The 22004-nt window shown below is 69.9% G+C and carries 21 protein-coding genes; 8 read left to right on the top strand and 13 right to left on the bottom strand.

What is annotated here, in order from left to right; genetic code table 11:
- Window positions 1–43: 43 nt before the first annotated feature.
- From OG422_RS30955 to OG422_RS30915, 9 genes are all read right to left on the bottom strand, one after another.
- Window positions 44–1015, bottom strand: coding sequence for an NlpC/P60 family protein (locus OG422_RS30955; RefSeq protein ID WP_331759802.1), 972 nt, complete (start codon window positions 1013–1015; stop codon window positions 44–46).
- On the bottom strand, window positions 1012–3486 hold the full coding sequence (locus OG422_RS30950) for a hypothetical protein (RefSeq protein WP_331759800.1): 2475 nt from the start codon (window positions 3484–3486) through the stop codon (window positions 1012–1014). The genes OG422_RS30955 and OG422_RS30950 overlap by 4 nt, the downstream gene beginning before the upstream one ends.
- Window positions 3483–6017, bottom strand: a complete 2535-nt coding sequence (locus OG422_RS30945; RefSeq protein WP_331759798.1) for an ATP-binding protein — start codon at window positions 6015–6017, stop codon at window positions 3483–3485. The genes OG422_RS30950 and OG422_RS30945 overlap by 4 nt, the downstream gene beginning before the upstream one ends.
- The gene (locus tag OG422_RS30940; protein ID WP_331759796.1) at window positions 6017–6637 is read right to left on the bottom strand and encodes a hypothetical protein; all 621 of its coding nucleotides are present in this window, start codon (window positions 6635–6637) and stop codon (window positions 6017–6019) included. The genes OG422_RS30945 and OG422_RS30940 overlap by 1 nt, the downstream gene beginning before the upstream one ends.
- On the bottom strand, window positions 6634–6954 hold the full coding sequence (locus OG422_RS30935) for a hypothetical protein (protein WP_331759794.1): 321 nt from the start codon (window positions 6952–6954) through the stop codon (window positions 6634–6636). Before OG422_RS30935 ends, OG422_RS30940 begins: the two co-directional genes overlap by 4 nt.
- Window positions 6951–7988 carry a conjugal transfer protein gene (locus tag OG422_RS30930; RefSeq protein ID WP_331759792.1) on the bottom strand — a complete coding sequence of 346 codons (1038 nt, stop codon included), beginning with the start codon at window positions 7986–7988 and terminating at the stop codon, window positions 6951–6953. Before OG422_RS30930 ends, OG422_RS30935 begins: the two co-directional genes overlap by 4 nt.
- Window positions 7985–8149, bottom strand: coding sequence for a hypothetical protein (locus tag OG422_RS30925; protein WP_405748130.1), 165 nt, complete (start codon window positions 8147–8149; stop codon window positions 7985–7987). The genes OG422_RS30930 and OG422_RS30925 overlap by 4 nt, the downstream gene beginning before the upstream one ends.
- Window positions 8146–8427, bottom strand: coding sequence for a hypothetical protein (locus tag OG422_RS30920; RefSeq protein ID WP_326615662.1), 282 nt, complete (start codon window positions 8425–8427; stop codon window positions 8146–8148). Before OG422_RS30920 ends, OG422_RS30925 begins: the two co-directional genes overlap by 4 nt.
- Before the next feature lie 110 nt (window positions 8428–8537).
- Window positions 8538–9395, bottom strand: a complete 858-nt coding sequence (locus OG422_RS30915; protein ID WP_405748129.1) for a hypothetical protein — start codon at window positions 9393–9395, stop codon at window positions 8538–8540.
- A gap of 418 nt (window positions 9396–9813) precedes the next feature.
- Between OG422_RS30915 and OG422_RS30910 the strand changes: the two genes are divergently transcribed.
- The 5 genes from OG422_RS30910 to OG422_RS30890 all read left to right on the top strand — a co-directional run bounded on the left by OG422_RS30910 (window position 9814) and on the right by OG422_RS30890 (window position 14513).
- A complete protein-coding gene (locus tag OG422_RS30910) occupies window positions 9814–10086 on the top strand; it encodes a hypothetical protein (RefSeq protein ID WP_405748127.1) in 273 nt (90 codons plus the stop codon).
- Window positions 10087–10723: 637 nt separating this feature from the next.
- Window positions 10724–11392, top strand: a complete 669-nt coding sequence (locus OG422_RS30905) for a hypothetical protein (RefSeq protein ID WP_331759787.1) — start codon at window positions 10724–10726, stop codon at window positions 11390–11392.
- Between the two features lie 39 nt (window positions 11393–11431).
- The gene (locus OG422_RS30900; protein ID WP_331759786.1) at window positions 11432–13483 is read left to right on the top strand and encodes a hypothetical protein; all 2052 of its coding nucleotides are present in this window, start codon (window positions 11432–11434) and stop codon (window positions 13481–13483) included.
- Between the two features lie 493 nt (window positions 13484–13976).
- A complete protein-coding gene (locus tag OG422_RS30895) occupies window positions 13977–14243 on the top strand; it encodes a hypothetical protein (RefSeq protein WP_331759785.1) in 267 nt (88 codons plus the stop codon).
- A gap of 48 nt (window positions 14244–14291) precedes the next feature.
- Window positions 14292–14513 carry a hypothetical protein gene (locus OG422_RS30890; RefSeq protein ID WP_331759784.1) on the top strand — a complete coding sequence of 74 codons (222 nt, stop codon included), beginning with the start codon at window positions 14292–14294 and terminating at the stop codon, window positions 14511–14513.
- Between the two features lie 331 nt (window positions 14514–14844).
- Here OG422_RS30890 and OG422_RS30885 read toward each other — a convergent pair whose 3' ends face one another.
- Window positions 14845–15183 (bottom strand): DUF6233 domain-containing protein, encoded by a 339-nt coding sequence (locus tag OG422_RS30885; RefSeq protein ID WP_331759783.1) that lies wholly within the window; start codon window positions 15181–15183, stop codon window positions 14845–14847.
- Between the two features lie 236 nt (window positions 15184–15419).
- On the opposite strand from OG422_RS30885, the gene OG422_RS30880 reads away from it, so the two are divergent.
- Entirely contained in the window at window positions 15420–16256 is an 837-nt protein-coding gene (locus tag OG422_RS30880; RefSeq protein WP_331759782.1) for a hypothetical protein, read from the top strand.
- A 39-nt stretch (window positions 16257–16295) separates the two neighbouring features.
- On the opposite strand, the gene OG422_RS30875 is transcribed toward OG422_RS30880, so the two are convergent.
- The gene (locus tag OG422_RS30875) at window positions 16296–16541 is read right to left on the bottom strand and encodes a hypothetical protein (protein ID WP_331759781.1); all 246 of its coding nucleotides are present in this window, start codon (window positions 16539–16541) and stop codon (window positions 16296–16298) included.
- Between the two features lie 147 nt (window positions 16542–16688).
- Here OG422_RS30875 and OG422_RS30870 point away from each other — a divergent pair, with 147 nt between their 5' ends.
- Window positions 16689–17549 (top strand): hypothetical protein, encoded by an 861-nt coding sequence (locus tag OG422_RS30870; RefSeq protein WP_331759780.1) that lies wholly within the window; start codon window positions 16689–16691, stop codon window positions 17547–17549.
- Here the strand turns inward: OG422_RS30870 and OG422_RS30865 are convergent.
- Window positions 17546–17884: a hypothetical protein gene (locus tag OG422_RS30865; protein ID WP_331759779.1), complete on the bottom strand. Its 339-nt coding sequence runs from the start codon at window positions 17882–17884 to the stop codon at window positions 17546–17548. The two genes, OG422_RS30870 and OG422_RS30865, sit on opposite strands and share 4 nt — an antisense overlap.
- Before the next feature lie 494 nt (window positions 17885–18378).
- On the opposite strand from OG422_RS30865, the gene OG422_RS30860 reads away from it, so the two are divergent.
- A complete protein-coding gene (locus OG422_RS30860) occupies window positions 18379–18645 on the top strand; it encodes a hypothetical protein (RefSeq protein WP_331759778.1) in 267 nt (88 codons plus the stop codon).
- Window positions 18646–18672: 27 nt separating this feature from the next.
- Here OG422_RS30860 and OG422_RS30855 read toward each other — a convergent pair whose 3' ends face one another.
- Window positions 18673–21390, bottom strand: a complete 2718-nt coding sequence (locus OG422_RS30855) for a Helicase associated domain protein (RefSeq protein WP_331759981.1) — start codon at window positions 21388–21390, stop codon at window positions 18673–18675.
- Window positions 21391–22004 lie beyond the last annotated feature (614 nt).

Here is a 22004-nt window from a genome sequence, read left to right as displayed (position 1 = left end):
TCAGCTGACCGTCCGCCTGCCTGTAGCGAACGGAGACCGTTTCTCACCCGACACGTCGGATATCCCACGCGTAGTTCTCCCCGTACCCGGCCAGACTGATGACCTCGACTGATTTGCCTGGTTTGGGCGCGTCGATCATGCGGTTGCCGCCGGCGTAGATCCCTACGTGTCCCCAGCTGTGCTTGTTGAAGACGATGAGGTCGCCGGGCCGCATCTGGTTGCGTGGAACGGAGGTCCCGACGTGGCGTTGTGCCTGTGAGGTGCGTGGCAACACCACCTTGTGGCCGGTGCCTTGGTACACGGCGTACGACGTCAGTCCGGAGCAGTCGAAGCCTCCGCCGGACTTCCCGTTGATGGTGCCGCCGCCCCACACATAGGGGACGCCGAGCTGGGTGTACGCGGCCTGGACGATCGCGTTGGAGCCAACGTCAGCGTTCGAGTCGGGCCCACTGGGCTGCGCGGCCGCGTACGTCTTCGCCTGGGCGAGGACCTTGCGCACGTACCAGTCGGCGTGGTTGTAGGAGTAGATCGCCTTGTATAGCCCCTTGCTGGTGCCGGCCTTGGCGCCGTTGGCGCACAGCATCCGCGCCGCGGCATACACCGCGTCGGTCGCGTCCCAGGGGCTGGGCGGGTTGGCGCCGCCGGGCGGGACGGGGTACGCGTACCCCTTGAACGTGGCCGGCAGGAACTGCATCGGCCCGACCGCCCCCGCGGACGAGAGCATGGTGGGGTGGCGGGCGTGGTCGGTCTCGACCTTGCCGATCGCGGCGAGCACCGACCAGTCCAGCCCCTTGCACGCGGCCGGCGCCGCCTGCCGGTAGAGCGTCAGCATCTTCGAGGGGATGTCGCCCACCGGACCGCCAGCCGCCGAGATCTGCGTCCCGTCCGTCTCTTGCTCTTCCTGGTGGCCGGCGGCGCCGTTCGCCACGGCAGCGATGAACAACACCAGCACACCGATCAGCGCGATGGCCCCGACCCCTATACCGGCGCCGGCAGCGATGGCTGGCTTCTTCACGGCCGCCTCCTGGGCAGTGTGGGCCGGGGCAGCGGGGGCTGGCGGCGCGGCGGTGCGGGCGGGGTGACGGGCTGGTTGGACGCGGCGGCGCGGGTGCGGATGCGGTGGAGGCGCTGCTGCAGGCTCGCCTGCTGGCTGGAGGCCGGCGGGGTCAGCGGCCGCTGCGGCACCATCTGCGGCCGACGGCTGCGCCGCGGCGACGCGGCAGGCGTCGGATTGAGCGGCCGGCCCGGGGCACGATGCGCCGCGGAGGACAGAGGCCCGGTGGTTCGGCGGGCCGAGCGGCCCGCGGGGCGGGAGGGCAGCGGCGGCAGGCCGCGGCGTGCTCGGACGCGGTTGCTGATCCAGCGGCCGCCGATGCCGCGCCAGTACTCGTCGGCGAAGTCCCGCACCTGCGGCTCATACACATTGCGCGCGGTATCGAGGCGGTCCTTGAGCTGGGTGGCCGCAGTGGTGACCTGGCCGGGCACAGCCTGCACGGCGGCCGCAGTGCGCCGTGCGGCCCGCGGCCCGTAAACGGGCAGGCCCACCGTGCCCTTCAGGCCGACGCGACCTGCCCGCATGCCGGTTCGGGCTCCGGCACGCACCGTCCGCTCGGCGCCCCGCGCGAGACTCCCGGCGCCCTTGGCCAGGCGCCCGGTGAGCGCGCGGGCACTGCCGGCCCGGCCCAGGCCACCGCCGACCGCACCAGCGGTGCCGCCGGTAGCGGCCATCAGGCCGAGCATCAGCGCGGCCCCGCCGATCTTGCCCAAGGTGCCGCGCCGACCGCCACCGCCACCGGATCCGAGGTCGGACGGGGCGGCTGCGCCGCCGAGCTTGGAGGCTCCGACGCGGGTCTTGAGCCGGGCGGCCATCTGGTGCGACTTGCGGATCAGGCGCTTGCGGAAGATGAGCGCGCCCACGCACAGGATGTCGACGGTGACGAAGCGAACGACGATGCCGCCGGGGACATCTGCCGGGGCTGCGGAGACCACGGCGGTGACCGCGACGACGAACACGCCGAGCCCCACCACCAGGACGATAAGCAGGGCCAGGCCGCGGGCGATCGCAGCGCCGCGCGACCACAGCCATGCCCGGCTGGGCCCCGGCAGGGTGCCGGCGATCAGCGCGCAGCGCAGCAGCATCGCCTCGGCGGCGAGCCATACCTGGGCGGCCAGGTAGCCGCCGGCGAGCCCGATGATGAGCACACAGACCAGCAGCGCTGCCAAGAGCATGAAGAACGCTCCGGCCAGCTTGTCCACGGAGGCTTTCTTCGCCGCCTTGGTGTTGCCGCTGACGCAGGCCTTCTCGAACTTGGCGTCGGGCTTGGTCCCGAAGGTGTCCACGCCCCACTGCGCTGCCTTGTCCTTGACGAAGTCCTCGATCTTGCCGCCGACTCCGGGCAGGAGGATGTCCCCGGCGCCCGGCATGTCCTTGATGGCCTTGGTCTGCTGGGCGATCTGCTGGTTGACGAACGCCGTCGTGATGCGGGAGGACGTGAACTGCGACGCGCACTTGTCCTTGGTGTCGTCGGTGAACGTCTGGCCGTAGGTGAGCACCATGCTCGGCTGCACTACGAAGGCGTTGACGAGTTCATCGGTGATCGGCGTGGTGATGCCGGTAACGGCATCGGTCGCATGCCCGGTGGGGTCCTCGTCGCCCATGACGATGGCGGCCACGGCGACCCCCAAATCGCGTGCCTTGCCCACGGCGCCGTCGGGGCCGAGCAGCGTCTGGGGTGGCGAGGCGAGGCTGGTGACGGCGAGGGCGGAGATCAGCAGGGACGCGGTGAGCTCGCCCCAGCCACGGGAGCGGTCACCGAAGAGGAGATGCCAGGCCGCGACGGTGCCGCTGAAGGCGAGGAACAGGCCCGGCAGGCCGAGCTGGAGCAGGACGCTGTTGTAGAGGGAGTCCGATACCGCCAGGGCCGGCTTGAGGAGCAGCGAGGCTAGCTTGAAGCCGAGGGCCCAGGTCAGCAGCCAGCAGGCGAAGGCCACCAGCCACTTGGTGCACATGAACAGCAGGCTGGTCAGCCACTCTTCGACCTTCAGGTCCCAGTCGGACCACTCGCCGCTCTCGGAGTCCACCTTGAACGCGCTGACGGGGATGCCGTGTTCATCGGTGACATGGAAGGAGTCGAGCAGGTCGTCCTTGCCGATGCCCAGCCGGTGCAGCTTTTTGCGCAGCGACTCCTTGGCCTCCCGCTGCGCCTTCTTCGCGGCCGCCTTGCCCTGCGCGGTGTCCTCGTAGGCCACGCCCGCACGCCCGTCCGGCGCCGGCTTCTGGCCGGGTGATCCGGGCGTCTTGGAGCCGGAGGGGGAAGGCTGCGCACTGGTCGATGTCGACACGGAGGGCTTGGGCTCGGGAGTCGCGGCCGCACGCGCGGCCAGCCCCGTGGTGAGAACCGCCGCGGCGCACAGCACCAGCACCAGCCGCCAGGTACCCCGCCGCCCTATCCACGCCGTCTGCCCGGCCAGGCGCAGCCACCTCATGCTGCGAGCGTCGGGTCGGAGTGAATGGCGGCAGCCGCCTCGGGGTCGGCCGGGATGACGACCTGCATCCCACCGAGCCGGCCGTACAGGTCGCGGTGCAGGCATTCACCGGCCCGCTGGGCGCGGACTTCGTCGGCCACGTCCATGGGGGACAGTCCCGTGGTGACCAGCTCGACCAGGTCCTCGTCGGCCGGGTCGAGGTCGAGGAAGGCGAGGCCGCGCTTGGCGAGGGCGACGTCGGTCTGCCGGAAGAGGAACTTCCTGGGGAAAAGCCCGCGGATGACCTGCCCGGTGGCGGACGCCTCTGGGCCGATGTCCTCGCCGTCATGCGACCCGGCCAAGACACCGGCATGGTGCTTGCGACCGTCGCGGACCAGCTCCAGGAGCAGGGCCATGCCTTCAGGGGAGGAGGTCAGCCACCAGCACTCGTCCCACACGGCCACGCAGAACTCATGGGGGTTGGCGAAGCAGACTTCTCGGCAGAGCGCCGCGATGAGATACAGCGCCGCCCGGCCGAAGACCTTCTCGAACTCCAGCGTCGACAGGCGGTCGGCCGCCAGCTCGTGCTCCTTGGGCAGCGCCAGGTTGGCGGTGGCGAAGACGATCGCGTCCGCCCTCGACGTGTCCACCACCGGCAGGGCGGGGTCGAAGATGGTGCGGGCCAGGTCCTTGCGGGCCACCGAGGTGAGCTTGCGCGCCACGGCGTTCGAGGTCGCATCGCGCTTGCCGCGCGCCTGCAGTTCGCCGGTCAGCGCTGCCATGGACGGCGCCGGCCCGGCCAGTGTCGCCTCGATCGCCTCTGACAGCGCGATGCCCTGGTCGCTCATGGGGCCGATGCCCAGCAGCAGCGTCAGGAACGACTCGGTGCGGCGCTGCGCCTGCGAGCGGTCGTGAATCGTGCGCAGCGGGTCGAGTGAGACCTGCGCCTGGTGGTCGATGGTGATGACCTGGGTGGTGCCGGGGCACGTCTTGGCGAAGCGGACCCATTCCTGCTGTGGGGTGCGGTCGACGATGACCGCCCGGCCGCGGCTGCCCGGCTGCCCCGTCTTGCGGCCGGCGGCGAGGGTGTTGTAGACGGCGGTCTTCATCGCGACGCTCTTGCCGCCGCCGAGCTCACCGATGAACGCCGCAGACGCGCTCGCCGACTTCTGCGGGCCCAGTGACCAGTCGGTCAGCACGGGCCGGGTGCCGCCGCCGGCCAGCTGCAGCCCGTAGAGCGGGCCCTTGGCGTCGCCGAGCGCGCTGCCGGCGAACGCACCGGCCATGGCGAAGTCCCGGGCGAGGAGCACCTGCGCGTAGGAGGCCATGACCTTCGGGGTACGGGCGCCCGGAAGCATGCCGTACCAGAGGTTCTCCTGTTCGCCGAGCGGGCGGGTGAAGGTGTAGTCGTTGCCGGCGAAGTGCGTTTGCAGGTCGGCTGCGCGGGCCTCGGCCTCGGCCGGGGTGGCGCCCCACACGCACAGCGCGCCCATCGCCTGGACCTCCACCTCGGTCTTCGAGCTGGTGATGGCGGTGCGGTATTCGTCCATCCCGTCCGCGGCGTCCAGCACCCGCGAGGGGACACCGGCCGTCTCGCCTTCGTACTCCCCGGCCTGGCCCGCCAACTCGCGCGCCTGCCGACGGGCCTTGGCCTCGGCGACATCACCGGGCGTGACCTTGATGCGCATCGCCCAGTCCACGGGGAAGGCGAACTCATCCAGGGAAGCGAGGTACTCACTGCCCGGGAAGACGAACCGCTCGGGCATCTCCGACAGCGCCAAGACCGTCTGGTAGGACTCGCCCCACTCGGTGCTCACCTGCAGCCAGCGCCGCCCGAACCGGCCCCGGTGCGCGCCGTCATCGTCGCTGTCCTCGGCGGCGGGGAGGGCGCCCTCGGCCAGGACCACCTGCCCCAGCGCTGCTGCGCCGCGGCCGCGGCCGCGCCCGGCGTGCTGCTCCGGGTCGGGCAGCAGGGGCTCCAGCACTCCGCGCCGCGCGCTGTGCCCGTAGATCCACAGAATCTCGGCCTCGGTAGCGGGCCGCAGCGCCACGGTCGCCGGCCAGGTCGCCGCGAGGTCCTGCGCCTGCCGCAGCCGGCGCACTTCCTCGCGGGCGCTGACCGGTGCGGGCAGCAGGCCCAGTTGCTGGGCCATTTCCACGCGGGCCGCATCGATCGCCATGCCGGCCGCCTGCTTCTTGCTGCCGGCGGGCAGCGGGACGGCCAGCCAGTCCGCGCGGCTGGTCAGCTCCAAGTGCTCCAGCTGGTCCCACACCCGCGTCGCCAGTTGCGCGTAGCGCTCGCAGGAAGCCAGGTCCACGCCGTCGGTCATCTTGCGCACCACGGAGGCCGGGTCGACCTGCGGGCACAGGCTCAGCAGCATCGCCTCGCCGTGCAGCTGCTTGACCAGAGATTCCATGGCGCGCAGTCGGCGTTCCTTGACGGTGCGGGAGGACTGCGCGTGTCCGCTGCCCTCCACCCGCCACAGTGCCCAGCAGGTGCCGTGGCGGGTCCAGATGACGTTTCCGGCGATGTGCCGTACGGGGATTCGCATTACTGCCCCTGCTCGTTCGTGTTCGTCGTTGCGGCCCGTGCCGCGAGCAGCGCGCCGACGCCGGACGCCACCCGCACCACGGGGGCGTCGGCCGCGGGCCGATCGGCGGCCGGCCTGTCGTCCGGGACGGTCGGCGCGGGTGCCGGACGTCCCGGCTTGGCGCGGGAAAGGGCCTCCGCCAGGGGTTCTGCCGAGCGGCCGGGTTCGTTCGGCGGCTGCCAGGTGAGAGTGCAGACGCCCACCAGCGCGCCGCTTCGGCGCTGGCGCACGGGACGGCCGTCCATCCGGCCCGCGCTTCCGCTCGCTGCCAGGCCCAGCACACTGGTGGCAACGGACAGGGGATTGCGGCCATCGACGTGGATCCGCCCCACGACCAGCGCCAGGGCGTACGGCACTCCCACCAGCGGCAGGACATCGACCAGGCCGTGGTGCGCCCACAGCCCGCGGGTGAGGAACAGCAGCGCGAACATGGCGGCTGCGACGATGATCTGCGGGACCGTGTAGGGGCCGCCCCAGATGCGGCCGCCGCCGGGCCAGTGCCCCACCACGAGGGTGTGCTTGCGCGCCTTGGTGAAGCAGCGGCCGATCAGCGGCTCCGGCGAAGCAGCAGTGGTGCTCATCGCCGGCCGCCGTCCAGCGAGTCGATGTGGTCGACGACGCGGACCGCGGCCGGGGCCGCGGTGCCACCGGAGGGGTTCTTGATGTCCTCGCCGATCTTGTCTCGCAGCACGGTCATGTTGACGACGACGGCCAGGACCACCGCACCACCGATGGCCGCGACTCCGGCCTTCAGCACGCTCTTGGTCTGCCCCCACACAAAGGCGATGGAGACGACGTACATCAGCCCCAGCACGCCCACGAGGAAGAAGTTCTTGAGTTGGCTGACGAGGCTGTTGGCGTCGGAGATGGCTCCTGCCATCTGCATGAGCTCGTTCATGAGCCCTGTCCTTCCTGAGAGTTCGAGTTCGTGCCGGGCGTCGCGAGGGCGGGCGCGGCTTCAAGGGAGGCGACCTCCCACCGGCCGTCACGGGCCCGCAGTTCGATCGCGTACGTCATCGGCCGGCTGCTGGTGTGCTTGCCTTCGCCCTCGACGTCGACCAGGAGCCGGCGCTGGACACCGTCGGGCGGCGTCTGGGCTTCGGCACCTTCAGCCGGGCCCTGGCCGTGGTCGGCGAGCTGCGTGAGCGTCACCGCCGTGTACGGAGCCGGCCGCACCGCGTGCAGCGTGGTGCCGGGGGAGAGGTAGCGGTCCAGCTCGCCTCGCCCCGTCAGGTACGCCGCCAGGAAGCCGCGGACCGTCTGCACCGCCGGATCGGAATCCAGCGGCGCGTGCGCTGTGCCGTACGACAGCTCAGGTGCTGCGCTCTTGGAGCCGGTCGGGGCTGCGACCTCGGCAGGCAGCGCCGCGGCCGTCCATCCCGAGGCCCCGCGGCCGCCAGTGGCCCGGAGCGGCACCTGGAAGTACCGGACGCGGCCGCTGTCGGCGTCCTTCGCCGAGCCGGTGATTCGCGCGGCCACGGTCACCGACCAGTAGCCGGCCGAGATCTGCCGTACCTGCACCGCCGACGCCGACTCCGCGTGCTCCGAACCGCCCTGCGCCGACCACGACATCGAACGCGCCGCCGGGTAGAACGCCGCGAGCTCCTCCGCGTCCGCGTCACTGTCGCCGGCCTTCACATAGGCGGCGACGTACACCTCGGCAAAGCCGGCCGGTGCCACCGCATCCGACGACGCCGGCTGCGCCCGCGGCGCCTCGGCCCGCGTGGGTACGGCCGCGGGCTGGGCGGTGGAGGCCAGCGCCAAGCCACCGAGCAGCGGCCCCGTCAGCAGCAGGCCCCAGGCGCTCCAGCGCACCACGGCCGTCCAGTTCGCCATGGCACCCGTCGACATCGACGTGGTGGCCCACCCGGTGTCCGGCTGCGCGGACTCCTCCACCGGCGGCGTCTGCTTTTCCTTACGGCGCCACTTCATGACCGCGGCCCCTTCCGCAGCAGATGCCCCCAGGTACCCATCGGGTCCAGAACCCAGATACGCCGGCCGTCGCGGCGATTGGCCGCCACCTGGTTCATGACTGCCGCCTTCAGGGCCTGGCTCTTGCCGTGGCCCACAGGGCCGAACTTCGTCGGCTTCACGCCGTCACCTCGCCCCGCACGGTCTTGGACCGGGTCAGCTCGGCGATCCGCTCGCGCAGCCGCGCCGGCGGAAGCGCCAGCACCTCCCGCACGAGCACCTGCGCCTCATCGGCGTCCCGCTCCACGTATGACCGCAGCTGCTCGTGGGTGTCGGCTGAGAACGGCTCCGTCACCAACGCGACCGCCAGCTGCGTCGCCCGCCGGCGAATCGCCACCAGCCGCAACTCCTCTGCCTTCAGCTCCACCGCTTCTCCCTCATGTCCCAGCCCCTCGTTCACGACGGCTCCCTCCGCTGCGTTCGGTGCGCGGAATCCCCCCGCACACACAGAGAAGGGAGCTGGATCGGGCCTGATGTGACACCGGCACCCGAAAAAGTTCTGACGGCTTCTCACGCTGCCTCGACCCACTGCGGCGCCGCCTGCCGCAGCCGCGCCACTGCCCGGCTGCGCCGACGACGCAGCGCCACCGGGCTCACCCCCCACACCGAGGCCGTCGCGGCGTCCTGCGGCGCGCCCTCGCGGTAGTGATCGCAGATCCCGGACGCCGCCTCCGTGGTGAGCACCTCGCACTCCAGCGCCCACACCAGGAGCGCCACCATTTCGCCGCGGGCCCCCTCCAGCTCCTCCACCGCACTCACAGCTGCCTGCAGGCCGGCCGCCTCGGCGGCCCGCGCCAGCAGCACCGGCTCGACAGCGTCCTCAGGCTCGACACCACCCGGAAGTGCCGCCGCCCACGTCTCATCCAGATGGTCAGAGGGCGCCAGCTCCCGCTTGAGCTCACGCGAGACGCGGTGCCACAACTCCAGCCGCAGACCTGCCGCGACCTTCCGTGGTCGCCGGGCGATCGGGAAGGTGCGCACCACCTCCCACAGGGAGGCGATCACCACCTGCGCCACGTCCTCGATGTCCTCGCCGCTGCGCACACAGCCGCGCAGCATGCGGCAGGCGTGCGGGAGCATCGCCTGTACCAGCACGCGGGCGGCCAGTTCTCCATCCCGCACGTCGCCGGCACTCACCCGGTACAGCAGGACACCCATCCAGGCGTCGATGAAGCCCGGTTCGTCGCGCTTGGCGCCCTTCCGCAGGAGAGCGCACAGCTCACCCAGATCGGCGGGGGCCTGGTCCTCGTCCAGCACACCGGCGCCGAGCATCCAAGAACGCACGCGGTCTGCGCTGCCGCGGTCGGCGCACAGCCACTCCCACTCGGTGTTCAGACGTGTGACCAACGTCGGCTGTACGGCATCCACGGCAGGCTCCTTTCGGATCGACTGCCGTGAACTCTGCTCAGCACCCCTTACCAAACTGCTTGCCCCAGAAGGGCAAAAGCGCAGCTCAATTGGGGTATCCGGCGGGGTATCCAGTGGGGTATCCGCACCGCCGGGCACGGGTATCCGCCTGCGGGGGCCTTTTGTGGCCGTGCACCTCGCTCTCGGCGCCGTTGCCCGCCATGGCCGGTCCGGTCCCGTGGCCGATGCCGACCGATCGGCCACGGTGACGCCCCAGCAGGGAGCCTCATGGCCGGTGGCCGATAGATCGGCCACCGGCCATGTCCGATCTGGTGTCGTGACCGATGCCGGGCCAGTCGGTCACGCTGGCCGGTCGGAGGAGCGGTGGATCAACGTGGACGTATTTACCATAGTGGTATGCGTCATGTACCATTCGCTCATGGCGAAGACACCGAAGCGACAGCCGAACCCTCAGGCGTTGAGTGAAGCGGACCTGAAAGACGGCACCGTGAAGGCGTTTCTGGAGGCCCAGGAGAAGGTCAAGGCGGCTGAGCGGGCGCTGAGGGAGGCGGAGGCGGAGCGGGATGCCGCGGCTCTCGCCACCAAGGAAGCCGATGTCGCGCGAGGGCTTCCGCAGCGCCTGGCAGACCTGTATGGCGTCACGCGGCACGCGATTGAGGACATGCGCCGCCGCGCCGCGTCCACGGCGTAGCAGCATCTCGAACAACGTCAGACCCCCGGAGGCTGCCCCGGGGGTCTTCTTGTTGCGCGGGTGCTCTCCTGCCTGCGTGCGGTCGCTGGTCGTTTCGGGGCTACAGCGGAGCCTCTCGAATCTCCTGCGGGTGACTTCCTGTCACTTCACCGCGGAGTAGTCCTGGGCCGGTACCACCGTAGGTACCACCGTGGGTACCACGGTGCGTTCCACCGTGTGTTCCACCGTACGTACCACCCTGCGTACCAGGTCGTTTTGGAACTCAGGCGTATTCAGGCAGGTCAGGGCGTAGGGGTATGCGGTCCCCGCTGCTGACACCTCTTCCTCAGGAGGAGGAAGAGGCCGTTTCTCTCCGTTCGGGCCCCGCAGCGCGGTGCGTAGCTCAGTAGGCATTACGTCCGCTCCCGGTATTCCACGGCCTGGTGCCTGCTGCCCTGTGGCGCCCGCCGGTCAGTCGGCCGCCATCGGCGCCGGCGCCGGACGCGCGAGACGTCTTCGTGCTGCTCGTGGTTGTGGCTGACGACGGCACGAATGTGATCCACATCACGTATGTATGACATATCAATTTCTTGTTTTGGTATGTCACGCATACTAGAATGGTGGCATCACCACATGGCCGGCACGGAAGAGGTCAGCGATGAGCTTCGACGAGATTCAGGGCGAACTCCGGGAGATCCGCCTGGAGATGTCGCCGGCTCTTCCCGCTCAGGCGCCCACCTGCCACCTGCCCGTGATGGACTGGGAGGAGCTGGCATACGCGCTGCGTGCGCTGCGCTCCGACCTGGCCGGGGAGGAACTGGAGGACAGCGCCGATGACCTGTTCGGTGACCTGCTCCTGGTGGATGACGCTGCGGACGTCGACATGTGGGCAGGCTGCGATGCCCTCCCGCTGGAGAGCGACGCTGACGCTGCGGTGCGTATCGAGGGAGAGCGCATCCTTCGCATCGCGCTGTGGGAGCAGGAGCGGGAGCAGGAGCAGGAGTCGGCCCGCGCTGCCTACTCCCGTACCGAGTCGCGCGAGACCTACCGGTCGCACTGCGAGGAGCAGTGGAAGCGCGCGGAGGACTGGTGCCGCGGAAACCTGCTGAACCGAAAGGCCGCGGCGAAGGGCATCAACCCGCGCGACCTGTTCAGCGGCCCGGCCACGATCGCGTACGCACGGGCGTCAGAGGACCTGACCCGCTTCTGGTCGGACGTTGAGCCGCGGCTGACGTTCGCGCAGTGGGACGAGATGAAGCGCGGGACCCGTACCGAGGCTGCCGATCGGGCACGGCAGACGGCGCACAACCTGCTGATCGCTGCCTGAGCATCCACCACCAGACACCACTACGAGAAGGGGACTGTCATGCACTACGCCACCACCAAGAGCAACGCGACAGAGCTGCACCGCCAGGACACGGGCAAGGTCAAGGGCTACTGCGGGAAGTTCGCGCCGAACCCGGTCGACCCGGAGACCGCGTCCATGGGGCTGGCGTCCCGGGCCATGCGCACCTGCCGGAAGTGCGACGAGATTGCGGAGGACCGGCGGCGCGCCGAGTTGTCCTTGACCGACGGGCTGTTCGTGACTGAGGTGGCCGCCTCATCCGCTCCGGTCGTGACCGAGGAATCGCTGTTCGGCGCGGAAGAGCTGGCAGACCTGTACGTGACTCCGAAGCGTCGCCAGCCGCGCCCCTCGGCCCCGCCGGAGGAGGGAGGACTGTTCGGCGACGCGGAGCTGGCAGCCGCTCAGGACGACGCGGAGCCGGCGGAGAGGGCGGCCGCGGAGAGTGCGGCGCGGTCCAGCGAGTACACGCCTGCGTCGCTGGCGGAAGCGGACCCGGCGGAGGCGGATGCGCGGGACCGGGCGGCAGACGTCGCGGATCTCGCGGACATGGTGGCTGAAGCGGAGATCCGTGCGCGGGTGCAGGCCGAGATTGATCATGAGGACGCGCGGAAGACCGTGCCGAAGCTGGGATGGTCGCGGCTCATTCACGACGTGCTGCGGGCCGCAGCTACGGGCCGACTGGTGCTCGGTGCCGATGGCGAGCCGCGGATCGTCGGAGCCAATGGTGGGCAGGGCCATAAGACGCGCACGGACCGCCTGCTGATGCTCGTCGGATCCGGGATGCTGAACCGTGCCAGGCGTGGGAACCCGTTGACGCCCACGGCGGATGGTGCACGCGCGCTGTACCTCGCAGACCTGTACCCGGATGGCGTGTACGCCACCGACCGGGAGGCGTACACGGCCCGTCTGAAGGTGGCCCGCAAAACCGGGGTGAGCGGCGAGGAGGCCAAGAATGCTGCCCGCAGGTTGCCGCCGCTTCCCCATGGCATAGAGGAGGAGCGTCGCGTGAAGGCAATGTTCGCGGACATGCGCCGCTCCGTTGAGCGCGTCGAAGAGATCCGTCGCCAAATCGATGAGCGTGCGGAGCAGGCGCGGCGAGAAGAGGCGGACCGTAAGCGGGCCCGGAGCGCATCTAAGGCTCCGGCCCGTGAGGGCGGCCGCCTCCGGCATGTGTTCTGTGGGCCGGATCCGCGGATCGTCGCACAGTGGGAGGCGGAACGGGCCGAGGCGGCTCGGCGACCGGCCGCGGAACCGGCCCGACCCTCATCTGCAGCGTCCACTCCGGCGGCACCGCCAGCCGCGCCTACGCCCGTCCGGTCGCTTCCCGCTGCTCCACCTCGGCCATCCGTCGACACACGCGCTCCAGCTTCTGGTGCAGTACGGCCTGGCCCCTGGCATCGGTCGATCGGTCATCCGCACACCGAGACGTCAGCCACCAGCGCGAGGCCGCCGCGCGAAGTTGATCATGGGTGCCATGGCCGATGGCCGATAGGGAGCACGCAAGCGGTGGCTGAGTCCGTGCCCCATCGGTCATGGCCGGTCCGCTGCATGACCGATGACCGATGGCCGATATACCGGCATCGGCCATCGGTCATGGCCGACGGTGGCCGGTCGGTCATGGCACTGCGGTGTGCAGTCCACGGCGGGGTGACCGATGCGCTGCGCTGTGATGGCCGTGTCCAACGCGCAGCGAATAAGCCCTGCTCACCTGCGGGTATCCGGGTTGGGGTAAGCATTCGGGTATCCGCTGCGCGGCGGGGCGTCCGGGGTATCCGGGGCGCAAGCAAGCCGGGTAACCGCCTTGAGCAGGCAGGTTCGCTGGAACGGCGTGACCGGTCACCCTGGCCGACGCGCATCTGTCCGGCCGCCGGACGCTCCCGACCCGGCAGGCGCATCGGCCACGGTGCGGGGCTGTCGGCCATTCCCGCACCCTGTGGGGCGCGGGCCGCAAGCACCGGCAGCGGCGCCCGTGGCACGTGGAAGCCCGCGACGGCGCCCGGGTGCTGCGTCTCGGCCTCGTCGCCTGGCCCGAGCACGACGATGCCCCGGCCCCAGCTGGAGGTAGTCCGGTGACTCACAACCTGATCAAGCGCCCGGAGCAGCGTTACCAGTGCTCGCGGTGCCGGGCCGCCTTCCTGACGAGGGAGGGCGGCCGGGCCTCCCGGTTCGAGTGCCCCGGCGTGCCGCTGGCGCACGGGATCGAAGGGCGGCGCGAACACGTCATCTATCCCACGTGGTCGAAGGACCGGAGCTGCGCGACATGGGGGTGCCCAGACCCTGACCCTGCGCATCAGTGGCACGGGCCGGATCCGTTCTGCGATGAGCTGTCGTGCGGGCAGTGCATGCACTCTTGCGACTGCGACGTGTGCGAAGGGCGTGTGTGGGCGCCGGGGTTGTTCCGGTTGGTCGACAGCCGGGAGGTGTGAAGCAAGAGGGGTGGCCCCTGGGCCACCCCTCTTGCTTCGTCGTCGCGATGGCCCCAACAAGCGGAAACCCTGGCCGATGTCCGCACTGGGGTGCCCGCGACATACGGCTGGCTGTCGGTGGCGGGTGCGAGGTTGTGGGGATGGACGAGCTGATGCGCGGCCGCGTCTACGGCGCGGACCACGACGATCCTGACCCCGGCCCACAGGCGGGCCACGTCTACCGGGAGCTGGTCGGCGGTCCGCTGGATGGTCTCCTGGTCGATGTGACCGGCTGGACCGAGAGCGAGCTGGATGACGGAGCGGCGTTGATTACCGAGATCGGTGCATACGGGCCGGGCGGGCGGGCCCTGTACGAGCCGCGACCGTCGGACCCGCGCCGCTGGGACTGGGGTGGCGACGTCCCCTGACCAGCTGCACGGCGGGCGCGGGGAGCCCGGGATCGGCAACGTAGGGGTATGCCCAAGCCTCGGCCCCGCATCGTGGTACATCCGCCGGCCCCGACCGGCGGCCGCCGTGTGCATGTCGATGCCGAGAGCCTAGGCATCGCCTACGACGTGGCCGATCTGCTGGAATTCCTGCGCCGGGCCGGACTGGACCCGGACGAAGTCCGGCTCGACGACCCCGCGATCGAATGGCGCGGCGGTGGCCCCGGCGTGTGGAGCATCGCGACGGACTGACGGCTCAGCACCCAACACGGCCGACAGCGCCCCGTACACCAGCGCCCGCCCGCCGCCGAGGGTGACCCAAGCCCCTCCCAACACCAGTATCCGCGCCTCAGCCGCTCGTCGGCTTCTGACGGGCGGCTTCGACCTTGGCGCGACAGGTGGCGCACAGTGGGTTCCCGCCATGGCCGTACCTCTGGCAGCTCTGGTGGCACCGCGCGCATCTTCCGACGTCCTTGGGTGCACAGGCCAGTGGCACAGGGCTCGGTGGGTTCGATGTGGGTGTGGTCATCGTGGAACCTTTCTCTCAACCTCATGACAATCCGGCGGGGTGCGGCGGCATTCCTCAGTCGACCTGGAGCTCACGATCGGGCCGGCACAGGACACACGCCTGGACGCCGGCGGCCAGTGCCTCGAACGCGTCACGGCGGGTGATCTGCCGCATCCTGGCGCTAGGCACGCTGCACTCGCCGTGGTGCACGGCGACCGGCCGCGGATCCGCGCCGATATCCATCTGCAGCGTCCACTCCGGACGTACCGCCGGCCGCGCCGACGCCCGCCGACTGGCCTCCCACTGCTCCACTTCGGCCATCCGATGGTGCACGCGTTCCAGCTCCAGCTGAAGGTACGTCGCAATCGCGTGCAGCCGCGGCAGGTCAGGAGGCAGCGGAGGGATATCGCTCACAAGTTCGATTCTAAGGGTTTGGTGCAGCGGGAGGCATACATCGAGGAGCTGCTGGGTACCTGCCACGCCTCCAGAGCCGCGTAGGCCGCACGTGTGACAAACCGGCACGTCCGGAACTGTCCGGGCGTTCGCTGGGTGTGCCCGAGGTGAAAAGGGAGCGCGTGAGGTGAGCGTCTGGCCGGTAAAGCTGCCAGCACCACAGCGCCTTGCGCTGACCCGAATCCTTGCGAGGAGACATGGAAGAACCGCAGGAGTGGCTCGATCTGTGGCGACGTGCCGCTGAAGCCGATTCCGAAGGTGGCCGGCGGCTGGTCGATGACGTCTGTGCTGGCATCCACCTGGTGACCGATTACGGGCCAGCCGATGACCCCGGGGAAGTGATCGCCGTGGCGATTGCGGGAGCTGAGGCAGCAGAGGCAACCGCTGCTGGCTTGGACCAGGAGTGGGCGCTCTACACCCCACAGCAAGCAGCCGTCGTGGCCTCGGCGCTGTTCGCCCAGATCGATGCGGCCGGAACAGCCTTGGAGAAGCTCGGCGAGTATCTGCACCTCATGGATGCACGGCAGGACGTCGTGATGCCGGAGTTCGACGGCGGCCACGGCGACGATCTGAACCTCAGCAATGCCGAGATGTTCGTTGGGGCCGCCGGCCAGGAATCGCGGGTCGCCGGGATCAATGCCGCAGATGCGGTGCGCATCCTCGCCCAGACCCCGTATCTGGGCGCGCTGCCCACAAACGCTCACGAGACGATCACAGCAGTGGCTGATCTTCTCGGCGACAAAGCAACACTGGAGACTGACCACCACATCCAAGACGAAACAGAGCTCGCGAAAAACTACAGCTCAGGCTTCGGATGCGGGTGCCGCATCACACTGCACGGCAGCACCGGCTCCCCCTGGGAGTTCCACCGCGGGGACTCCTCCTGGAACCTCCTGCGACTCGCTGATATCGACAACGACGGAATCCTGCGCACCTGGACGGAACTGGACACCACGGATGCCTGCGCCCACCCGGGGCACGTGACCGCTCTCATCAGAGAAGCCTTCCTCGGCACGGGCCCGTCGTGCAGCTGACGTGAGGTTTGGCCGTCGCTCGGCCGTGCACTGCCCAAGTCAGCCCGCCCAGCCGATCTCGCGGACCTCAATCGTCCCAGAGTGCGGCATATATTGAATCCAGCACCTGCGCCCGAAAGCCTCCCGAATCTCCTCCCACGCGCCCGGATCACGGACATCGGGCCAGGCACGCGGATCCATCCGCACCGCCTCGATCAGCGCCAGCACCTCCTTGCGGGCCTGGTCGCTTGGCAGCTCAGCCATGACCTCAACCGCCAGTTCCTCCACCACAACGCCGTACCGCATCCCACACCCCCGTGATCGACTGGGCAGCACCGTAGAGGGAACCCGGCGAAGGCACCGGAGCCTGTGGATAACCCCGATCCGAGCACGCCGCGGAACATCACCCGGTGGCGCATCACGCCGTGACGGCCAATGGGTACAAGTACCGGTATGGCGGGTGAACGCATCCGGTGGGCTGCTGTGGTGGACCGGGCACGGGAGATCGTCCTGGGCTACGCGCCGCTCAAGGTCACGCTCCGCCAGGTCATGTACCGGCTGGCCACCGAGGGCGTGCTGCCGCACACGGCGTCGAAGTACCGGCGGCTGTCGGCACAGCTGGCCCAGGCCCGCCGCGAAGGCCGGTTCCCCGACCTGATCGACACCGTCCGCGAGGTCCACGTGCCGCCGACCTGGCCGGACGTGGGCGCGTTCGTCCAGGAGATGCCCGACTGGTTCCGCCTGGACCGCACCGCGGGCCAGGAGCACGCCTTGTACGTCGCCGCGGAGAAAGACACGCTCCGCCAGCAGCTGACCGGCTGGCTCGCCGACTATGGCATCCCAGTCCTGGTGGTCCGCGGCTTCGGCTCCCAGTCCTACGTCGACGTCGTCCGCCATCGCACGGCCCGAGACCCGCGCGAGGCTCACCTTGCCTACATCGGCGATTTCGACTGCTCGGGCGCCGACATCGAGCGCGACTGGGTGGAGCGCACCGGCTGTTGGAGCCGGGTCACCCGGGTGCTGCTCACCTACGACCAGGTGCGCGAGTACGAACTGCCCGCTACCGAGGGCAAGCGCGGCGACCCCCGGTGGCCGGCCTTCGCCGACCGCTACGGCTTCGACCGCCGGCACCCCGTGCAGTGGGAGGTTGAGGCCCTGGAGCCGGACGAGCTGCAGCGCTTGGTCCTCGCCGCCGTCGCCCCGTACGTCGACCGCGCCGTGCTCGCGCAGCAGATCGCCCGCGAGGAAGAACAGCGCCGTGCCCTGGCCGACTTCCTCGGAGGCTGGGGCACGGCGGGTGGGACGTCGGTCTAGCGCTGCACGGGGGCCTGGGCGGCCTGGGCGAAGTGCAGCACGACGGCCTTGGTCCCGGCGGCTACTTCATCGGCCAGGGCGTCGCTGCGCGGGTCGGCCGGGTGGTTCTTCACCCAGAGGATGGACAGCTTGATGATTTGGTCGACGTCGCTGGGGCGCAGCAGGATCGCGTCGCCGGTGTGCAGTGGCTCGGGCCGGCGGTGCTGCCACAGTCGGTAGAAGCGGCCGTCTGCGTCGTTGAAGCCGAGGTGCCGGTCGCCATGCGGGTTGATCAGGTGGGTGGTGAAGGGCAGGTCGTTCGGGCCCGGCTGCCAGGGCTGTTCCGGCTGGCTCACATGTCCTCCGTTGGCTCTCGGCGATCACGACGGACCGAGTCTTTCAGTGCCGCAGCGGGGCGCGCAGAGCCTTCACCCACTCCACCCTGGACGTACCGAACGAGGAGACCCTCGTCCGCCACGCCACCAAGCCGCAGGCGAGCGAGTACGGCGAGGCGCAGATGCGCCGACTGGTACCGCCCCCTCGATCTGCTGCCCGGTGGAGTCGAGACCGACATCGCTGCCGACAGCACCCTGCACGAGACCGTCGACCGCATCCTGCTCGACACCGAACTGGCCCACCAGCCCAGATCCACCGCGGGGAGTCTGCCGGACCTGGGTCACCGCGCTGGGCACAATCTCCGAGCATGACTACACGTACGCCCCGGCGCCCTTGCTCCTGGGAGCCGCATCTGGATCTGGTCCCGCCCTCACGGGCGTGGCTGTCGGAGGTCGCTGCGGCACTTGATGAAGTGGCGGTCAAGACGGGGTTCGAAGGAGGTCCCTGGTGCTCGATGCAGGAGTTGGAAGAGGACGCCGGACGCCGACTGCACATCCACACGGCATGGACTCGCTGCCCCCTCCACGACGGCGGCATCATCCAGACCAAGATCGGACCCGTCCAGGAAGGTGACGGCATGTCGCTATGGGGATCCGGGCTGGTCCGCATCGGTGTCAACAGGCAGAGAGTGGAGCTTTTGGTACGCGGCGTCCCTGCCCAGGGCGTCGCGCTCATGGCCGCCGCGTACATCGACCACGCCGATGCCACCTACCGGGCGTAGACCGCCTTCGGTCTACGCCCGGCCCGGCTACGCCCACTCCAGCCCAAGTTCTGCCATCTGCTGGAGCTTGTCTGCGCTGAGCTTGCCGCGCCTGGATTTGCTGTTCGACAAGAACACCCCCAGCTTCACCGCGTGCTCCTGACCGTCGACCACCACGGTCTCCACATGGGCCCTGGGCACCGTCACAGAGCCCGTACGGGCCTTGTACTGCACCAAGGCCGCAACCCCCCGATCGAAGGCCGCAGAGCCGCCCTCCGCGGCCCTGGCCCGGGCCCGCTCCACGGCGGCCGGCAGCGGCGTGACACCGAGCTCGGCCAGCCGCTTGCGTTGCCCTTCGCCCAGCTGCTGCCACCCCTCCCGCTGCGCGCGGAGCCAGGTGCCGATGTCCTGGCCGCTCACGGTGACGCCGGGCAGGATCTCGGGAAGGGTGGCCCCGTCGTCGAGGACCGCGGCGAGCGCGGCATACCGCTGCTGCCACTGGAGCGGCCACGGCGGATTCCAGTCCCGGTCGATCCGCTCCAGCGCCCGGCGCCGCTCCGCCGCGCGTTCCTCGTCCTTGCCCAACCCGCCCGCCTTGCGGCAGTTGGCCAGCCACTGACCGACCGCCACTCCGTCGAGGGACGCGTCCTTGGGCGCAGCGAGCGTACGGTGCACGGCGAAGTAGCCCCGGGCGGCGGCGAGGTTCTTGTAGAAGCGGGCATCGACGACTGACCAGACCATGCCCAGCTCGTCCAGCAACTGAGCCCGCCATGCCTTCAGCGTCCCCGCACGAAACGCCCGGCGCTGCTCGCTGACCCACGCTCCCAGCGCGTACGTCCCGCCGTTGCCGCCATCACCGTTGCTCTCGGTCGTCCCAAGCGGCACGACGGTGTCCATCGGCACCTGGGCATGCCCCTGCGACGCGACCCATTTGCGCAGGGCGTTGAGCCCGGACAGCCACACCTCGGAGTCCGGCCGCAGCACCCGGGTGCGCAGGAACGCGGCGATGACGTCGGGGTTGCGCGGCAGGGAGAACCGCAGCAACGGCACACCCCCGCGGCCGTCCTCGTCCTCCTGGCCCCCGTCCTCGCCGCCGGCGGCCTCGGCCGCCGCGTCCGTCTCCCGGCCGTCCTGCTCCGCGCCCTCCCCGGCGCCGCCGTCGGAGGCCGGCTGCTCCTCCTCGGACTGCCCGTCCTCGCCCTCGTCGTGCTCGTCCTCCTCGCGTCCGGGATCGAGGGCCACCACCGAGGTGGCCTTGCCACGGGAGCTGGCGGTGCGCAGGACCATGCGCTCGATGAGCCGGGAGTCATGGGCACGCAACCCCTGCAACACCGCTACAAGGGGCCGGTAGGAAGCGGAGGCCATCATGTCCTCAGGGTCCTCCCCGGCCTGCAGGAAGACCGGCACGACCAGCCGTGCGACCTTCCCCTCACCGGGGGCCTGCCGCAGCCCCCGGCCGGTGATCTGCACGATCTGCACCGGCGAACTGCGCGTGTCCGCGAACACCACGCCGTCGACACCGCGCCTGCCGCGGATGTCGACCCCTTCACCCAGCACCTGGCACGACGCCAGGATGCCCAGGTCGGTCACCCAGCCGTCGGCGTCCAGCCCGTTCGCGTACCGGTCGAGCACCACCCGCCGGTGGGCTGCCGAATGCTCCCCGCACAGCCACTCGGCCCCCACCCGCTTCGGGTAGACCGCAGGATCCGTCTCGTGCAGCTCCGCGGCCGTCTCCGGCAGCGCCCGCGCGAACGCCATCGCCTCGAGCGTGCGCCAGTGGAACGTCATCAGATTCCGGACCCCGGTGGCATCCGCGTGCTTGAGCAACGCCGCCTGCAGAGCGGCAAGCCGCCGGCCCCGCACCTCCTCCGCAACGGCGCCCTCGCCCGGGGCCTCGGGGTCGCGGATCTCCAGCACATCCACCTCGAACGACGCGAGGATGCCCCGCTCCACAGCCTCCATCAGCCCGAGTTCGTACAAGACGGGCCCATAGAACTCGACGTCGTCCATCGACGCCACCAACCGCCCGCCCAACGCCTCTGACCGGCCTTCAGAGCCGCTCTCCGCGCCCTCCCCACCGGATGCCTCGCCGGATGCCGCAGCGGGCGCCCACAGGCGGGGCGTGGCGGTCATGTACAGCCGCCGCGCCGCCGAAATCCGCTCCTGATCGTGAACAGCCGCCCACGCCTTACCCATCGCCCCGCTCGTCCGGTGCGCCTCATCCACCACCAGCAGGTCGAACGGACTCATCCGCTGGCCGTACGAACCGCGCAGCGCCTGCTCCAGCACCCCCGGAGCCCCCGCACGCTCCTCGTCGGCCACACCCTCGCCGTCGCCGTCCTGGTCGTCCTCCAGACCCTGAGACACCAGGCTCGCGTAAGTCGCGAACACCACCATCGGCCCCTGACGCGCCCACAGCGCCAACTGCGTCGGATTCGTCGTGCACCGCACATCCAACGCCTCCAGCAGCGGATCCGCCCCCAACGAACACACCGCCACCGCAGGACCCTTGTGCCCCACCGCACGCCACGCCTGAACCGTCTGCGTCAGCAGATCCAGCGTCGGCACCAACACCCCCACCAGCCCCCGGGGCACCATCCGCAGTGCCGCCGTCGCCGCCGAGATCGTCTTGCCCGTACCGGTCGCCGACACCACCTGCCCACGCAACCCCCGGGCAGACAACACCCCATCCAGAGGCCCCGAAAGCCCCCGGACAACCGCATCAACAAACTCCACCTGATGCGGGAAAAGCGGAATCTCACCCATCTTGTTTCCCATCCCCTGCCCCTCCATTTCCGCCCTGAAGGAAAATCAACGCAACAATAAACCGCTCGAAAGACACCGTGGATTCCCCCCCTGCATCAAGGGACATTCCGGAGCTGACCAAAACACCGGACGGCCGGGAGTGAGATTCGGTGTTTTCCCTCCGGTACTGGAGGGAAAATGTTGTGCAGGGAAACCCAGGGGTCTGCCGACCCTGGGGTGGTGCCTTCGTTTCACAAATTCTACCCCTGCATCACGTAGTGATGCAGGGGGGTGGAAGGAAGCGGACCCGGGGGGCGAACTCTGGTAGGGTGCGACTCGCAAGACACTGGAATCAGGTGGCCTGGACGTTGAGTGATGACCGGCCAGAACCCGATGGCCCATCGACTGCCCGCTACCGCCCCGTCAGAAGCAGACATCCCCTCACCACTCCCATAGGCCGCCTGCTTGAAGTCGCATCAGGAACCTCCCCTGTGCTCGCCGGACCGACCACACCCCGAGACCAGCTCGGGCGGTAAATTCCGGAGGAATTTACGAAACAATTCCGGAGGAATTGTTTAAACCCCGGAGGGGTTTATCGTCTTTACGATCCGTAGGATCGTGCGTCGTTCCTCCGG

Origin of the sequence: Streptomyces sp. NBC_01525 (assembly GCF_045040405.1) — a bacterium.
GTDB classification, from domain to species: Bacteria; Actinomycetota; Actinomycetes; order Streptomycetales; family Streptomycetaceae; genus Streptomyces; species Streptomyces benahoarensis.
Note: the sequence above shows the minus strand (reverse complement) of the source record. Positions and strands in the feature narration are given on the sequence as shown.

Excerpts from the sequence above, each read along its gene's own strand:
- OG422_RS30860 (WP_331759778.1), top strand. The coding sequence starts at position 18,379 with ATGCAGGAGTTGGAAGAGGACGCCGGACGCCGACTGCACATCCACACG.
- OG422_RS30945 (WP_331759798.1), bottom strand. The coding sequence starts at position 6,017 with ATGCGAATCCCCGTACGGCACATCGCCGGAAACGTCATCTGGACCCGC.
- OG422_RS30930 (WP_331759792.1), bottom strand. The coding sequence starts at position 7,988 with ATGAAGTGGCGCCGTAAGGAAAAGCAGACGCCGCCGGTGGAGGAGTCC.
- OG422_RS30895 (WP_331759785.1), top strand. The coding sequence starts at position 13,977 with ATGGACGAGCTGATGCGCGGCCGCGTCTACGGCGCGGACCACGACGAT.
- OG422_RS30910 (WP_405748127.1), top strand. The coding sequence starts at position 9,814 with ATGGCGAAGACACCGAAGCGACAGCCGAACCCTCAGGCGTTGAGTGAA.
- OG422_RS30900 (WP_331759786.1), top strand. The coding sequence starts at position 11,432 with ATGCACTACGCCACCACCAAGAGCAACGCGACAGAGCTGCACCGCCAG.
- OG422_RS30875 (WP_331759781.1), bottom strand. The coding sequence starts at position 16,541 with ATGCGGTACGGCGTTGTGGTGGAGGAACTGGCGGTTGAGGTCATGGCT.
- OG422_RS30950 (WP_331759800.1), bottom strand. The coding sequence starts at position 3,486 with ATGAGGTGGCTGCGCCTGGCCGGGCAGACGGCGTGGATAGGGCGGCGG.
- OG422_RS30890 (WP_331759784.1), top strand. The coding sequence starts at position 14,292 with ATGCCCAAGCCTCGGCCCCGCATCGTGGTACATCCGCCGGCCCCGACC.
- OG422_RS30940 (WP_331759796.1), bottom strand. The coding sequence starts at position 6,637 with ATGAGCACCACTGCTGCTTCGCCGGAGCCGCTGATCGGCCGCTGCTTC.
- OG422_RS30935 (WP_331759794.1), bottom strand. The coding sequence starts at position 6,954 with ATGAACGAGCTCATGCAGATGGCAGGAGCCATCTCCGACGCCAACAGC.
- OG422_RS30905 (WP_331759787.1), top strand. The coding sequence starts at position 10,724 with ATGAGCTTCGACGAGATTCAGGGCGAACTCCGGGAGATCCGCCTGGAG.
- OG422_RS30880 (WP_331759782.1), top strand. The coding sequence starts at position 15,420 with ATGGAAGAACCGCAGGAGTGGCTCGATCTGTGGCGACGTGCCGCTGAA.
- OG422_RS30855 (WP_331759981.1), bottom strand. The coding sequence starts at position 21,390 with ATGGGTGAGATTCCGCTTTTCCCGCATCAGGTGGAGTTTGTTGATGCG.
- OG422_RS30870 (WP_331759780.1), top strand. The coding sequence starts at position 16,689 with ATGGCGGGTGAACGCATCCGGTGGGCTGCTGTGGTGGACCGGGCACGG.